9 protein-coding genes and 1 pseudogene are annotated in these 14514 nt (G+C 70.7%); all 10 read left to right on the forward strand.

The window, feature by feature from the left end:
• Nucleotides 1-35 precede the first annotated feature (35 nt).
• Nucleotides 36-647: a cobalt ECF transporter T component CbiQ gene (gene cbiQ / locus F6J85_RS02385; protein WP_202980866.1), complete on the forward strand. Its 612-nt coding sequence runs from the start codon at nucleotides 36-38 to the stop codon at nucleotides 645-647.
• Nucleotides 644-1399, forward strand: a complete 756-nt coding sequence (locus F6J85_RS02390; protein ID WP_150923688.1) for an energy-coupling factor ABC transporter ATP-binding protein — start codon at nucleotides 644-646, stop codon at nucleotides 1397-1399. The genes cbiQ and F6J85_RS02390 overlap by 4 nt, the downstream gene beginning before the upstream one ends.
• Nucleotides 1400-1432: 33 nt before the next feature.
• Nucleotides 1433-2188: a 5-oxoprolinase subunit PxpA gene (pxpA, locus tag F6J85_RS02395; protein WP_150923689.1), complete on the forward strand. Its 756-nt coding sequence runs from the start codon at nucleotides 1433-1435 to the stop codon at nucleotides 2186-2188.
• Nucleotides 2185-3747 carry a 5-oxoprolinase subunit B/C family protein gene (locus F6J85_RS02400; RefSeq protein ID WP_238707034.1) on the forward strand — a complete coding sequence of 521 codons (1563 nt, stop codon included), beginning with the start codon at nucleotides 2185-2187 and terminating at the stop codon, nucleotides 3745-3747. The genes pxpA and F6J85_RS02400 overlap by 4 nt, the downstream gene beginning before the upstream one ends.
• 250 nt (nucleotides 3748-3997) lie before the next feature.
• Nucleotides 3998-7494: pseudogene (rpoB, locus tag F6J85_RS02405) on the forward strand (DNA-directed RNA polymerase subunit beta).
• 41 nt (nucleotides 7495-7535) lie between these two features.
• Complete coding sequence (gene rpoC, locus F6J85_RS02410) at nucleotides 7536-11411, forward strand: DNA-directed RNA polymerase subunit beta' (RefSeq protein WP_150923690.1); 3876 nt, start codon at nucleotides 7536-7538, stop codon at nucleotides 11409-11411.
• A gap of 117 nt (nucleotides 11412-11528) precedes the next feature.
• Nucleotides 11529-12152, forward strand: a complete 624-nt coding sequence (locus F6J85_RS02415) for a hypothetical protein (RefSeq protein ID WP_150923691.1) — start codon at nucleotides 11529-11531, stop codon at nucleotides 12150-12152.
• 123 nt (nucleotides 12153-12275) lie between these two features.
• Entirely contained in the window at nucleotides 12276-13262 is a 987-nt protein-coding gene (locus tag F6J85_RS18105; protein ID WP_150923692.1) for an ABC transporter, read from the forward strand.
• Between the two features lie 2 nt (nucleotides 13263-13264).
• Nucleotides 13265-13753, forward strand: a complete 489-nt coding sequence (locus F6J85_RS02425) for a hypothetical protein (RefSeq protein ID WP_238707036.1) — start codon at nucleotides 13265-13267, stop codon at nucleotides 13751-13753.
• Between the two features lie 36 nt (nucleotides 13754-13789).
• Entirely contained in the window at nucleotides 13790-14452 is a 663-nt protein-coding gene (locus F6J85_RS02430; protein WP_150923693.1) for a spermidine/putrescine ABC transporter substrate-binding protein, read from the forward strand.
• Nucleotides 14453-14514 lie beyond the last annotated feature (62 nt).

Here is a 14514-nt window from a genome sequence, read left to right on the forward strand (position 1 = left end):
GGTCCCCGCGGGAGCGGCCGACGTGGGGCGATCGGGTGTCGCCGCGCCGGCGGCTCCTCGCCCTCGTGGCCTTCGCGGTGATCGTGGTGGCGACCCCCCGCGAATGGCTGTGGGCGTTCGCGATGTACGGAGCGATCGTGGTCGCCCTGCTCGCCGCCGTTCGCGTGCCCCCGGCCACGATCGCGCGCCGCATGCTGATCGAGGTGCCTTTCGTGGTGTTCGCGGTGCTCCTGCCCTTCATCGCGACCGGCCCCCGCGTGCGCGTGTGGGAGGTATCGCTGTCCGTGGAGGGACTGTGGGGCGCGTGGGGGCTGCTGGTGAAGGCGACGCTCGCGGTGCTCGCGTCGATCGTGCTGATCAGCACCACCGAGCCGCGGCGGATCGTGCTCGCGCTCGAGCAGCTGCGCCTGCCTCGCCAGCTCACCGTGATCGCCGCGTTCATGGTGCGCTACCTCGACCTCATCGTCGCCGAGTCCGCGCGCATGGGCATCGCGCGCACCTCGCGCGGGTTCCTCGCCCGCAGCCCCGGGTCGTGGCGTGTGCTGGCCGTGGGCATCGGTGCGCTGTTCGCGCGGTCGCACGGGCGGGGGGAACGCATCCACCTGGCGATGCTCGCGCGCGGGTACGACGCATCCACCGGTCCATGAGCGGGCGGCACGGAGCCGACGTGTCGGTGCACGGTCTGCGATTCCGCTACCCGGGGGACGACGGACGCGGACGGCCGGTGCTGGACGGCGTCGACTTCGATGTCGGTGCCGGCGAGCGCGTCGCCATCCTCGGGCCCAACGGGTCGGGCAAGACGACGCTCATGCTGCACCTGAACGGCATCCTCTCACCGGGCGAAGGCCGCGTGCTCGTCGGCGGCGTCGCGCTGGGGCCGCGCACCGTCCGCTCGATCCGGCGGCGCGTGGGGCTGGTCTTCCAAGACCCCGACGATCAGCTGTTCATGCCCACTGTCGGCGAGGACGTCGCGTTCGGCCCCGCCAACTACGGCGCCGACGGGCAGGCGCTCCAGGAGCGCACGCGGGCGGCGCTGGCGGCGGTGGGACTGGCGGATGCGGCCGACCGCAACCCCCAGCGCCTCTCGCTCGGGCAGCGCCGCCGCGCGGCGATCGCGACGATCCTGTCGATGGACGTCGATGTCATCGTGCTGGACGAACCCACGTCGAATCTGGATCCCACCGCGCGGCGGGAACTGTCGGCGACCCTCGCGCAGCTGCCCGTCACCCAGATCGTCGTGACGCACGATCTGCCGTACGCGCTCGAACTGTGCCCGCGCGCGCTGATCCTCGACGGCGGTCGCATCGTCGCCGACGGCCCGACGCGCGATCTGCTGTCGGACGGCGCCCTCATGGCCGCGCACGGACTGGAGCTGCCGTGGGGGTTCCGCCCGTCGTGAGAGGTGGCGGGCCGCGCCGGTAGCGTGGTCGCCATGCGCGCGATCGACCTCAACGCCGACCTGGGCGAGACCGTCGCGGGGGTGCCGACGGCCGACGACGAAGCGATGTTCGCCGTCGTCTCCAGCGCGAGCGTCGCGTGCGGCGGACATGCCGGGGATGCCGCATCCATGCGCGCCGCCGTCGCTCGCGCCGCCCGGTTCGGTGTCGCGGTGGGGGCGCACCCCTCCTACCCCGACCCGGTCGACTTCGGACGCGCGCCCCGGTCCCCGCAGCCTGCGCAGCTGCGCGCCGAGGTGGCCGCGCAGCTGGCGGCGCTGGCGGGCGCGGGGGCGGACGTGCGCTACGTCAAGCCGCACGGCGCGCTGTACCATGCCGTCACCGTCGATTCCGCGCAGGCCGGCGCGGTCGCCGCCGCCGTGGCGGACCTGGCCGCGCGCGTGGGCCGCGCCGTGCCGGTGCTGGGACTGGGCGGCGAGATCGCGCGGGCGGCGGAGGCGGCGGGACTTCCGTTCGTCCGGGAGGCGTTCCTCGACCGCGCCTACACCGCCGACGGCGGCCTCCTCTCGCGCGGGGTCGCGGGGGCCGTGCTGCACGATCCGGACGCGGTGGCCGAACGCGCCGTGCGCCTCGTGCGCGAGCGGGTCGTCGTGGCCGTGGACGGCGCCCTGGTCGCCTCGGATGCCGTGTCGCTGTGCCTGCACGGCGACACCCCCGCGGCGGTGGCCATGGCCGGGGCGGTGCGGACGGCGCTGGAGGCCGAGGGCGTCGTGGTGCGCGCGCCGTGGTGAGTTTCCAGCTGCGTCCGATGGGGGAGCGCGCGGTGCTGGCCGAGGTCGGATCGCTCCCGGAGGTGCTGACGCTCTCGGCTGCGCTCGCCGCATCCCGGCCCCACGGGGTCGTCGATGTCGTGCCGGCGGCCACGACCGTCCTCGTGGCATTCGACCCCGCCGTCATCGCCGGCTCGGTCGTGCGCGCGTGGATCCGCTCGGCGGGCGCGGATGCGGCGGCGGCGGCCCGCCCGGCGGGGCCGGTCGTGGAGGTGCCGATCCGGTACGACGGGCCCGATCTGGCCGGCACCGCCGAGCTGCTCGGCATCGGGGCGGCCGAGCTCGTCGCACGGCACCGCGCGGCGGAGTGGACGGTGGCGTTCTCCGGCTTCGCACCCGGGTTCGGGTATCTGGTGAGCGCGCAGTGGACCTTCGACGTGCCGCGGCTGGCGTCGCCGCGCACGCGCGTGCCGGCCGGGGCCGTCGGGGTGGCGGGGGCGTTCTCCGGCGCGTACCCGCGTGAGACGCCCGGCGGGTGGCGGCTCATCGGGACGACGGACGCGCCGCTGTTCGACGCATCCGCCGACGCGCCCGTCCTGCTGCCGCCGGGCGCGCGCGTGCGTTTCGTCCCCGCGGGTGAGGCATCACTTCCCGTCCGAGACACCCCGCGACGCCGGGTGTCTCAGGCGGAAAGTGGTGTCTCCGCGGAGGGCGGGCTGCGCGTCGTCGAGCCGGGCCTGCTCGCCACCGTGCAGGACCTCGGCCGGCCCGGGCGCGCGGGGCTGGGGATCGCCCGCTCCGGCGCGCTGGATCGGGCGGCGCTGCGCCGCGCGAACCGTCTCGTGGGCAATCCCGAGGGCGCGGCCGGGGTCGAGATCACGATGGGCGGCTTCCGTGCCGTCGCCGCGCGGGACGGATGGATGGCGCTGGCCGGCGCGACCGGCCCGATCACGATCGACGGGCGCCCCGTCGACGCGCACACCGCCGCGGCGTGGCCGGCCGGCACCGAGCTGCACGTCGACCGCTTCGCCCACGGCGCGCGCGCCTACCTCGCCGTGCGCGGCGGCATCGAGTCGGCGCCCGTGGCCGGCTCCCGCGCCACCGACGTCCTGGCCGGGATCGGCCCCGCTCCGTTGCGCTCGGGCGACGTGCTCCCGGTCGGGCCCGCGCCGTCCACGCCGGTCCCCGCCGCCGACCTCGCCCCGTGGGGCTCCGGCTCCGACGAGCGGATCGAGGTCGAGCTCGCGCCGGGCCCCCGCGCCGACTGGTTCGCCGCATCCGCCCACCGCGCCCTCTTCGAGGAGGAGTGGACGGTCTCCGCGGCCGCCGACCGGGTCGGGATGCGGCTGGACGGGCCCGAGCTCGAGCGGGTCCGTCAGGGAGAGCTGCCCAGCGAGGGGATGGTCGCGGGCGCACTGCAGGTGCCGCCGTCCGGGCGCCCCACGATCCTGCTGGCCGACGGCCCCGTCACCGGCGGCTACCCCGTCATCGCCGTGGCGACCGAGGCGGCGCTGGACGTCCTCGCGCAGGCCAGACCCGGCACGCGCGTGCGCTTCCGGCACGCCCGGCCGCTGCCCTGACCGCGCCGGAGAGGTCGCCGTTATACCGCACGTGACGGAACGCGTCAAGAATGCCGCTGGACACGGCGCGTCATCCGTCGTATAGTTGCTGTTTGCGCTCCCCTTTCCCCTGCCCTCATATGGTGGTCGGCTGTTCCTGCGCGTCCCCGCTCTCGCGGTGTGCGACGCGTCAGGTTTCGGGGCCGGGAGCACTCCACCCTGACGACAAGGAAATCACGAGCCCTCACCCGGCTCTGCGGAGGTTATTCCCTTGGCTGCTGCGCGCAACGCATCCAACCCCACCACCACCCCTAAGAACGGCCGCGGAGCATCCCGGCTTTCGTTCGCGAAAATCTCCGACACGCTGACGGTCCCCGACCTTCTCGCGTTGCAGACCGAGTCCTTCGACTGGCTCGTCGGCAACGAGGCGTGGAAGGCACGCGTCGCCGAGGCCAAGGCCGCCGGTCGCACGGATGTGCCGGAGATCAGCGGCCTCGAGGAGATCTTCGAGGAGATCTCGCCCATCGAGGACCTCAGCGAGACGATGCAGCTGTCGTTCACGAACCCGTACCTGGAGCCGGAGAAGTACTCGATCGAGGAGTGCAAGGAGCGCGGCAAGACCTACGCCGCCCCGCTGTACGTCGAGGCCGAGTTCATGAACCACCAGACCGGTGAGATCAAGACCCAGACGGTCTTCATGGGCGACTTCCCGCTGCAGACCGGCAAGGGCACGTTCATCATCAACGGCACCGAGCGTGTCGTCGTGTCGCAGCTGGTCCGCTCGCCGGGCGTGTACTTCGACAAGACCCCGACAAGACCTCCGACAAGGACATCGTGTCGGCCCGCATCATCCCCAGCCGCGGTGCGTGGCTGGAGTTCGAGATCGACAAGCGCGACCAGGTCGGCGTCCGCATCGACCGCAAGCGCAAGCAGTCGGTCACCGTGTTCCTCAAGGCCCTGGGCCTCACGAGCGAAGACATCCTCGCCGAGTTCGCAGGCTTCGACTCGATCGAGGACACCCTGAGCAAGGACACGATCCTCACCAAGGAGGACGCGCTCCGCGACATCTACCGCAAGCTCCGTCCGGGTGAGCAGGTCGCCGCCGAGGCTGCCCGCGCGCTGCTGGACAACTTCTACTTCAACTCCAAGCGCTACGACCTGGCGAAGGTCGGTCGCTACAAGATCAACCAGAAGCTGGGCCTGGACCTGCCGCTGAGCGACTCGGTGCTCACGGTCGACGACATCGTCGCGACCATCAAGTACCTCGTCCGCCTGCACCGCGGCGACGAGACCTTCCCGGGTCTGCGCGGCGGCAAGCAGGCCGACATCCGCCTGGACACCGACGACATCGACAACTTCGGCAACCGTCGTATCCGCGCCGTCGGCGAGCTCATCCAGAACCAGGTCCGCACGGGCCTGTCGCGCATGGAGCGAGTCGTGCGCGAGCGCATGACCACGCAGGACATCGAGGCGATCACGCCGCAGACCCTGATCAACGTGCGCCCCGTCGTGGCCGCGATCAAGGAGTTCTTCGGAACCAGCCAGCTGTCGCAGTTCATGGACCAGAACAACCCGCTCGCGGGCCTGACCCACAAGCGCCGCCTCTCGGCGCTGGGCCCGGGTGGTCTGTCGCGTGAGCGTGCCGGCGTCGAGGTCCGTGACGTGCACCCCTCGCACTACGGCCGCATGTGCCCGATCGAGACGCCGGAAGGCCCGAACATCGGCCTGATCGGCTCGCTCGCATCGTTCGCGCGCATCAACGCGTTCGGGTTCATCGAGACCCCGTACCGCAAGGTCGTCGACGGCCGGGTCACCGACCAGATCGACTACCTGACCGCGAGCGAAGAGGCCGACTTCATCGTCGCCCAGGCCAACGCGCCGCTCAAGGCCGACGGTCACTTCCAGGAGGACCGCGTCCTCGCCCGCAAGATCGGCGGCGAGGTCGACCTCATCCCCGCCGACGAGATCGGGTACATGGACGTCTCGCCGCGCCAGATGGTGTCGGTGGCGACCTCGCTCATCCCGTTCCTCGAGCACGACGACGCCAACCGCGCCCTGATGGGTGCGAACATGCAGCGTCAGGCCGTTCCGCTGGTGCGCAGCGACTCCCCGCTGGTGGGCACCGGTATGGAGGGCTACGCCGCCGTGGACGCGGGCGATGTCATCACCGCCGACAAGGCCGGTGTCGTGATGGAGGTCTCGGCCGACGTCGTGACGGTGCAGCTGGACGAGGGCGGCACGCAGGACTACTTCCTGCGCAAGTTCGACCGCTCCAACCAGGGCACCTCCTACAACCAGCGCGTGGTCGTCTCGGCCGGTGAGCGCGTGGAAGCCGGCGAGGTCATCGCCGACGGCCCCGCGACCCAGAACGGCGAGCTGGCCCTGGGCAAGAACCTCCTCGTGGCGTTCATGACGTGGGAGGGTCACAACTTCGAAGACGCGATCATCCTCAGCCAGGAGCTGGTCAAGAACGACACCCTCTCCTCGATCCACATCGAGGAGTACGAGGTCGACGCCCGCGACACCAAGCTCGGCAAGGAGGAGATCACCCGTGACCTCCCCAACGTCAGCCCCGACCTGCTGAAGGACCTCGACGAGCGCGGCATCGTCCGCATCGGCGCCGAGGTCCGCCCCGGCGACATCCTCGTCGGCAAGGTCACGCCCAAGGGTGAGACCGAGCTGAGCGCCGAGGAGCGTCTGCTCCGTGCGATCTTCAACGAGAAGAGCCGCGAGGTCCGCGACACGTCGCTGAAGGTGCCCCACGGTGAGCAGGGCACGATCATCGCGGTCAAGGAGTTCAACGCCGAGGACGGCGACGACGAGCTCGGCTCGGGCGTCAACCGCCGCGTCGTGGTCTACATCGCCCAGAAGCGCAAGATCACCGAGGGCGACAAGCTCGCCGGACGCCACGGCAACAAGGGCGTCATCGCGAAGATCCTGCCCGTGGAGGACATGCCCTTCCTCGCCGACGGCACCCCCGTCGACGTCGTGCTCAACCCGCTGGGCATCCCCGGCCGGATGAACTTCGGCCAGGTGCTGGAGCTTCACCTCGGCTGGATCGCACAGCAGGGCTGGAAGGTCGAGGGCACCCCGGAGTGGGCCGTGCGCCTGCCCGAGCAGGCCTTCGAGGCCGCGCCCGGCACGAAGGTCGCCACGCCGGTGTTCGACGGTGCCAGCGAGGACGAGATCGCGGGTCTGCTGGACTCCACGCTCCCCACGCGCGACGGAGATCGCCTCATCGGCTCCTCGGGCAAGACGCTGCTGTTCGACGGACGCTCGGGAGATCCCTTCCCGGCACCGGTCTCGGTCGGCTACATGTACATCCTGAAGCTGCACCACCTCGTCGACGACAAGATCCACGCCCGCTCGACCGGCCCGTACTCGATGATCACCCAGCAGCCGCTCGGTGGTAAGGCGCAGTTCGGCGGTCAGCGCTTCGGTGAGATGGAAGTGTGGGCACTCGAGGCCTACGGTGCCGCATACGCGCTCCAGGAGCTCCTCACGATCAAGTCCGACGACATCCTCGGCCGCGTCAAGGTGTACGAGGCGATCGTCAAGGGCGAGAACATCCAGGAGCCCGGCATCCCCGAGTCGTTCAAGGTCCTCATGAAGGAGATGCAGTCGCTCTGCCTGAACGTCGAGGTCCTCTCGGCCGACGGCACCGCGGTCAACCTCCGCGACACGGATGACGACGCCTTCCGCGCGGCGGAAGAGCTCGGCATCAACATCTCCAGCCGATTCGAGTCCTCGTCCATCGACGAGATCTGATCCGGCCAGGCAACGAACAGAATTCCGACACAGGAGAAGTAGTGCTCGAATCAACCACTTTCGATCAGCTTCGCATCGGCCTGGCTACGGCTGACGACATCCGTCGTTGGTCCTACGGCGAGGTCAAGAAGCCCGAGACCATCAACTACCGCACGCTCAAGCCCGAGAAGGACGGCCTCTTCGGGGAGCAGATCTTCGGGCCCTCCCGCGACTGGGAGTGCGCGTGCGGCAAGTACAAGCGCGTCCGCTTCAAGGGCATCGTGTGCGAGCGCTGCGGCGTGGAGGTCACCAAGTCCTCCGTCCGTCGCGAGCGCATGGGCCACATCGAGCTCGCCGCACCCGTGACCCACATCTGGTACTTCAAGGGCGTCCCCTCGCGCTTGGGATACCTGCTGGACATGGCTCCGAAGGACCTCGAGAAGGTCATCTACTTCGCCGCCTACATGGTCATCTCCGTCGACGAGGAGGCGCGTCACCGCGACCTGCCGACGCAGGAGAACAACATCCGTCTCGAGCTGAAGACGCTCGGCGACCGTCGCGACTCCAAGATCGCGGCCCGCCTGGCCAAGCTGGAGGAGGAGCTCGCCGCCCTCGAGGCGGAAGGCGCCAAGGCCGACCAGAAGAAGAAGGTCAAGGACGCCGCCGAGAAGGAGATGTCCCAGATCCGCAAGGGCGCCGACGAGCAGATCGCCAAGCTCGAGCGCGTGTGGGAGGACTTCCGCACGCTCGAGGTCGGCACGCTCAAGCCCGAGGACGACGTCTTCCACGAGCTGCAGGACCGGTTCGGTCAGTACTTCGAGGCCCACATGGGCGCGGAGTCGATCAAGCGGCGCCTGGAGGCGTTCGACCTCGCCGCCGAGTCGGAGAACCTGCACCTGCAGATCTCCGAGGGCAAGGGTCAGCGCAAGATCCGTGCGATCAAGCGCCTGAAGGTCGTCAACTCGTTCCTGCAGACCGGCATGAGCCCGGCCTCCATGGTGCTCGATGTCGTTCCGGTGATCCCGCCGGAGCTGCGCCCGATGGTGCAGCTGGACGGTGGCCGCTTCGCGACCAGCGACCTCAACGACCTGTACCGCCGCGTGATCAACCGCAACAACCGCCTCCGTCGCCTGATCGACCTCGGTGCCCCCGAGATCATCGTCAACAACGAGAAGCGGATGCTGCAGGAGGCCGTCGACGCGCTGTTCGACAACGGCCGCCGTGGTCGCCCCGTCACCGGTACCGGCAACCGTGCGCTGAAGTCGCTGTCCGACATGCTCAAGGGCAAGCAGGGCCGGTTCCGCCAGAACCTGCTCGGCAAGCGCGTGGACTACTCGGGCCGTTCGGTCATCGTCGTCGGTCCCCAGCTGAAGCTGCACCAGTGCGGTCTGCCCAAGCAGATGGCGCTGGAGCTGTTCAAGCCGTTCGTGATCAAGCGCCTGATCGACCTCGGTCACTCGCAGAACATCAAGGCCGCCAAGCGCGCCGTGGAGCGCACGCGCCCCGAGGTGTGGGACGTGCTCGAGGAGATCATCCGCGAGCGCCCCGTGCTGCTGAACCGTGCGCCGACGCTTCACCGCCTGGGCATCCAGGCGTTCGAGCCGCAGCTCGTGGAGGGCAAGGCCATCCAGCTGCACCCGCTCGTGTGCGCGGCGTTCAACGCCGACTTCGACGGTGACCAGATGGCCGTGCACCTGCCGCTGTCGGTCGAGGCCCAGGCCGAGGCCCGCATCCTGATGCTCGCGTCGAACAACATCCTGAAGCCGTCGGACGGCCGTCCGGTGACCCTGCCCTCGCAGGACATGATCATCGGCCTGCACCACCTGACGACCCTCAAGGAGGGCGCGACCGGCGAGGGCCGCGTGTTCGGGTCCGTCGGCGAGGCGATCCTGGCCAAGGACGAGGGCACCCTCGACCTGCAGGCCAAGGTCCGCATCCGCATCCCCGGGCTCAGCTTCCTCGAGGGCCAGGGCCCCGAGGGCTACGAGCGCCACGGCCTCGTGGACACCTCGCTGGGTCAGGCGATCTTCAACGACACCCTCCCCAAGGGCTACCCGTTCGTGCGGGAGCAGGCCGACAAGGGCAAGCTGTCGCAGATCGTGAACAAGCTGGCCGAGGAGTACCCGAAGGTGGAGGTCGCCGCGACGCTGGACCGCATCAAGGACGCCGGCTTCTACTGGGCCACGCGTTCGGGTGTGACGGTGGCGCTCAGCGACATCCTGACGCCTCCGAACAAGAAGGAGATCGTCGCCGGCTACGAGAAGCAGGCCGCGAAGGTCCAGGCGCAGTACGAGAAGGGCCTCACCACCGACGCCGAGCGTCGTCAGGAGCTCATCAAGATCTGGACCGAGGCGACCGACGAGGTCCAGAAGGCGATGCGCGACAACTTCCCGGAGGACAACACCATCAACCGCATGGTGTCCTCGGGCGCGCGTGGTAACTGGCTGCAGATCCGGAACATCGCCGGTATGCGAGGCCTGGTGAACAACCCCAAGGGTGAGATCATCCCCCGTCCGATCATCTCCTCGTACCGCGAGGGTCTGTCGGTGGCGGAGTACTTCATCGCGACGCACGGTGCCCGTAAGGGTCTGGCCGACACGGCCCTCCGTACGGCCGACTCGGGGTACCTCACGCGTCGTCTGGTCGACGTCTCGCAGGATGTCATCATCCGCGAGGAGGACTGCGGCACGTCGAAGGGCCTCGAGCTGCCGATCGCCGCAGCCGGTGCCGACGGCACGCTGGTCAAGGACGCGAACGTGGAGAACTCCGTGTTCGCCCGTACGCTCTCCTCCGACGTGGTCGACGCGCAGGGCACGGTCGTGGCCGAGGCCGGCGACGACGTGGGCGACGTGCTCATCAACAAGCTCGTCGAGGCGGGCGTCGAGAACATCAAGGTCCGCTCGGTCCTGACGTGCGACTCGGCTGTCGGTGTGTGCGCGAAGTGCTACGGCCGTTCGCTGGCCACCGGCAAGATGGTCGACATCGGCGAGGCCGTGGGCATCATCGCGGCCCAGTCGATCGGTGAGCCCGGCACGCAGCTGACGATGCGCACCTTCCACACCGGTGGTTCGGCGTCGGCGGAGGACATCACGCAGGGTCTGCCCCGCGTGCAGGAGCTCTTCGAGGCGCGCACCCCCAAGGGTGCCTCGCCGATCGCGGAGGCCGACGGCCGCATCGTGATCGACGAGACCGACAAGTCCAAGAAGGTCATCCTCACGCCCGACAACGGCGACGAGCCGGTCGTGTACCCCGTCCTCAAGCGCGCGACGCTTCTGGTCGAGGACGGCCAGCACGTCACCGTCGGTCAGCCCCTCCTGGTCGGAACGCTCGACCCCAAGGAGGTCATGCGTGTCATGGGAGCCCGCGAGGTGCAGCGCTACCTCGTCAACGGCGTCCAGGGCGTGTACCGCTCCCAGGGTGTGCCGATCCACGACAAGCACATCGAGGTCATCGTGCGCCAGATGCTGCGGAAGGTCACCGTGGTCGACCACGGCGACACGAAGCTGCTCCCCGGTGAGCTGGTCGACTTCAAGAAGTACCAGAACATCAACCGGGAGACCGTGGCCGAGGGCAAGCGTCCCGCGTCGGGCCGCCCGGAGCTGATGGGTATCACGAAGGCGTCGCTCGCGACGGAGTCGTGGCTGTCGGCGGCATCGTTCCAGGAGACCACCCGCGTCCTGACGCAGGCGGCCATGGAGGGCAAGAGCGACCCGCTCGTCGGCCTCAAGGAGAACGTCATCATCGGAAAGCTCATCCCCGCCGGAACCGGACTTGCGAAGTACCGCAACGTCACGGTCGAGGCGACGGAGGAGGCCAAGAGCGAGCGGTACCCCAACCGCATCTTCGCCTCGGACGGCGCGTACAGCGACGCCGACCTGAGCTACGTCGACTTCGACAGCTTCTCGACGGACGACTTCACGCCCGGCACCTACAACTGATCGCCTCGAAGGCCCCGGTCCCTGCGCATGCCGCAGGGGCCGGGGCCTTCGTCGTCCCTGGCGTGGCATGGCGCCTCGCGGCTCCCGAGCGCTTACCGTGGCCGGGGAGGGGATGACATGGCTCGGGTGAGCGGGCGCAGCCTGTGGGTCGCATGGCCGGCCGGTGTGCTGTGTGCGGCGGTGGTCGCGGCGCTGCTGTGGCTGGCCGCCCCCGGCGTCCCCGCCGCCATCGACATGATCGGGGCCACGCTGCGCGGCGCCACCTCCACCCCTGCCGCCGACGGCACGGGGGATGCCGCCACCGAGGCGGCGCCGGCGACCGACTGCCGCGACCTGTATCCCGACCGCCTGTGGGCCGAGCTCACCTGGACGCCCGACGTGCTGCTGTCGCAGAACGCCGATCCGCCCGCCACCGCGTCGGCGCTGGCGACGGCGCTGGCCCCGGCGGTGCGCTTCACGTGCACATGGCGCACCGGCGACGGCCGGTCGGTGTCCACGACCGTGGCCACCGTGCCGGCCGACACCGCTCCCGTCGCCCACGCCGCGCTTTCCGCAGAGGGCTTCGAGTGCACCCTCGAGGACGGCGCCGCCCGCTGCGAGCGCACGCGCGGAAAGGTCATGGAGGTGCATGACCTGCGCGGCGACGTGTGGCTGTCCACGGTGGCGGACGACTGGCTCCCCGAGGAGTACAGCAGCCAGGTCGCGTCCCGCGTCTTCCCGTCCCCGCCCGACGGGGGGTGAGGGCGGATCGCGCCCGACATAGCCATCCGACATCGACACACGACGGCACGCCTCCCGAACCACGCGGGGCGCGCGCGTTACCCTCGCACAGCGGGGATCCACCCCGCGTGAGGAGTGCTGGCGATGAGTGACCCCAGATCGTCGTACGGCGACCCGGTCGACGAGCCGACGGACGCCGAGCGCGACGCCGACGTGGTCGGCCGCGCACGGGAGGGGCTCGCCGAGGCGGAAGCCGCGCGTGCAGACCTTCCGGCCGAGCCGGCCGATTCCCCCGAGTCCACCGAGCGTCCGGCCGACGCGACCGAGACCGTCGTCGTCGAAGAGACCGTGGTCGTCCACGAGCGCGTCGACGACGAACCCGACGACGACCGCTGGGCGATGTACGCCGCCTCCGGCGACGCGCCCACGCGCGCCGACGACATCCCCGTGGAGGATGCCCGCCGCGCCGACGCGCGCGACGATGACACCCCGACGGTGGTCGCCTCGCCCGTCGTGACCCCGAGCGAGCCGGTCTCCCAGCCCGCCTCGGCGTACCCCGGCGCGCAGCCGATCTTCGTGCAGGCGCCCGAGGCCCCCCGGCCGCGCGGGAACCGAGGAGCTGCCGGCGCCATCGGGCTGCTCGCAGCGCTCGTCTTCGGCGTGCTCTATCTGGCCGCAGCCCTCGGACTGGGCCTGCTCAACGGACTCCTCGAGGTGTCCGAGGTACCCGAGTTCGCGCTGGCGGCGCTGACGACGTGGACGCTGTGGGTGCCGGTCGTGGTCTTCTTCCTGGCGTTCTGGCTGCTGGGCGCGGTCATCAACCGCGGCCGGTGGGGCCACTGGGTGGTGTGGGGCCTGCTCGTCGGTTTCGCCGCCTACGCCGGCCACGTGCTCGGTGCGCTCTTCGAGGCGCCCTTCTGGATGCTGACGGAACGTCAGGGTGCGGAACTGGTCGAGGCCGAGGTGCTCACGCCACTGGCGATCGTGGCGTTCGTCCTCGGACGCGAACTGACGATCTGGTTCGGCGCGTGGGTCGCCGCGCGCGGGCGGCGGGTCACCGAGCTCAACGCCGAAGCACAGCGCGAGTACGAGCGCACCCTCGAGGCCGGCCCGCAGCTGCACCGCGTCTGAGGATGTCGCGCGACGCCGGTTCGCGCGGGGGGCCGGTGGCCCCTGCCGTCGCGCTGGCGTTCGCCGTCGTCGGTTTCGTCGCGCTGGCGATCGCGGGCCTGGGTCTGACGAGCCTCATCCTCGATGCCGACGTCATCCCGACGCCGGGCCTCGGCCAGATTGCCGGCGCGATCGGGATGCTGCTGGCCACGGGTGGATTCGCGGCGGCGCTGTGGTTCGGCCTGCGGGCGGAGCATCCGACATTCTGGACGGCGCTGGGCACCGCCGTGTGCGCGTACCTGGGCGAGATCGTCGGCGTCGCCTTCGGCGCCGTGATCAGCGGCAGCGGCCCGGCGGCGGGGTTCGCCGCGGCCGGCGGCGTGGCGATCGGCTGGCCGGGCGCGGTGATCGCAGGGGCGGGGCTGGTCGCCGGATGGGGCGGCATCGCCCTGGTGCGCACCCGCGCCGGTCGCCCGCGCTGGCCGTGGGAGCGCGACGAGGACGAGCGATGACGCCGCATCCGGCACCTGGCGCACTAGCGTAAGAGCGTGGAGCGCTCCCTCGAGACGCAGGTGAGCCAGGCCGTGGACGTCTGGCTGCGCTGGCTGCCGCGCTGGGAGCCGGCGACGCACCGCGGGAGGGTGGCGCCGTGCCGGCGCTGCTTCGGCTCGCCCCTGCTGTCGGCGGCGGGACTGGGCGCCGACGTGCCGCACGGCGTGCAGCACGGGCTGTCCACGCGCGTGAAGGCGATCGTCGACGCCGCCGTCGCGGACTACACCGCCCGCAACCTCCCGATGCTGCAGGCCGAGCTCGAACAGCAGGCCGCCCGCAACCGCGCGCGGACCTATCGCCCCGCCGAAGGCCTCGAGCCCGAGTTCGAGGGGCTCCCGCTGGATCCCGATCCCGTGCCGGGTGCGCCGTTCCTCTTCACGGTGTCGGGCCTGGCCGCCGAGGAGGAGGCCGCGATCCCCGCCCTGCCGCCCCTGACCGATGAGGCCAAGGCGGCGCTGCGGCAGGAGGTGGGCCTGGCCGACGACTACGCCAACATGATCGGCCGGGAAGTGTGCGCCATCCTCCTGCATCACCGCCTGCGCATCCAGGCGGCCGTCTCGGAGTTCGTCGAACCGCAGATCGCCGCGATGCTGGAGGAGCTCACCCGTTCGCTGGACTCCCCGTTCGATCCCCACGACCCCGGGCCGCCGGCTCCCTGAGCCGCCCGCAGGGCCCGGGCCCCGCGGTGGGGGTGCCGCGGATTTGTTAGCATGACCGAGCC

It is taken from the genome of Microbacterium lushaniae (assembly GCF_008727775.1).
Lineage (GTDB): Bacteria > Actinomycetota > Actinomycetes > Actinomycetales > Microbacteriaceae > Microbacterium > Microbacterium lushaniae.